General features: G+C 30.5%; 2 protein-coding genes. Both read right to left on the bottom strand.

The window, feature by feature from the left end; genetic code table 11:
- Window positions 1-22: 22 nt before the first annotated feature.
- Window positions 23-361 (bottom strand): CD1247 N-terminal domain-containing protein, encoded by a 339-nt coding sequence (locus HMPREF9131_RS07225; protein WP_009346198.1) that lies wholly within the window; start codon window positions 359-361, stop codon window positions 23-25.
- Window positions 362-376: 15 nt separating this feature from the next.
- A complete protein-coding gene (gene efp / locus HMPREF9131_RS07230) occupies window positions 377-934 on the bottom strand; it encodes an elongation factor P (protein ID WP_004826063.1) in 558 nt (185 codons plus the stop codon).
- Between the last annotated feature and the right edge of the window lie 154 nt (window positions 935-1,088).

The raw sequence follows: 1,088 nt of genomic DNA on the forward strand, positions 1-1,088 counted from the left end.
GTTTCCCACATTTTTTTATAAATTATTTATCTTCGTCTTCGCAACTTTCACATTCTCCGTTACATTCACAAGAACCTTCATCATCATAAAGGTCGTAATCATCAATGTCAAAGTCTTCGTCATCATCATAAAAGTCATAATCTTCATCATCATAAACGTAATCTTCTAAATTAGAAAGGTCTTCATCAACCATATCAAGATAATCTTCCATTTCTTCATTGGCTTCTTTAAATTCATCAACCATGTCAGAAATTACATCAATTAGTTCAGATAAAATTTTTCCTTCTTTAGATTCAGAATCTAAATCATAACCATCTGCTAAGCCTTTTAAGTAGGCAATTCTTTTTAATAAGTATTCCATTTTTACCTCCAATAATTATACTCTAGACATATATTCACCAGTTCTAGTGTCAATTCTGATTTTATCACCATTGTTTACAAATAGTGGCACATTTAATGTGAATCCTGTTTCAACTGTAGCTGGTTTTGAACCACCGCTTGATGTATCACCCTTTACTCCTGGTTCAGTAGCTGTAACTTCTAATTCTACAAAATTTTCAGGAGATACTCTAAAGGCTTTGCCTTGGAAGAAATTGATATTAACCATATCATTTTCCTTAATAAAATTCAAGGCATCTTCTACCATAGACTTTTCAAGTGGAATTTGTTCATAGCTTTCTGTGTCCATAAAATAATATAAGGTGCCATCATTGTACAAATATTGCATATCTTTATTTTCAATAACGGCTTTTTCAAATTTTTCTGACGGATTAAAAGTTGAGTCTTTGATTGAACCTGTAAGTACAGATTTTATTTTAGCTCTTACAAAAGCTGCTCCCTTACCCGGCTTAACGTGTTGAAAATCAACTACTTCATAGACATCCCCGTCCATTTCAAAAGTCAATCCCTTTCTAAAATCTCCTGCTGTAATCATAAATTCCTCCTAAATCTTAACATTCTTAAATTACCCATTATTTGATAAAATATATATATTATTCTCCAAAACTACGTAAATTTTTTATTTGGAGTTTAAAATATCCCGGTAAAATTTTATCATAATCATTTATAATAGTTTCATCTAATTTTAC

Source organism: Peptoniphilus sp. oral taxon 836 str. F0141, assembly GCF_000179335.1.
GTDB lineage: Bacteria > Bacillota > Clostridia > Tissierellales > Peptoniphilaceae > Peptoniphilus_A > Peptoniphilus_A lacrimalis.

Excerpts from the sequence above, each read along its gene's own strand:
- efp (WP_004826063.1), bottom strand. The coding sequence starts at position 934 with ATGATTACAGCAGGAGATTTTAGAAAGGGATTGACTTTTGAAATGGAC.
- HMPREF9131_RS07225 (WP_009346198.1), bottom strand. The coding sequence starts at position 361 with ATGGAATACTTATTAAAAAGAATTGCCTACTTAAAAGGCTTAGCAGAT.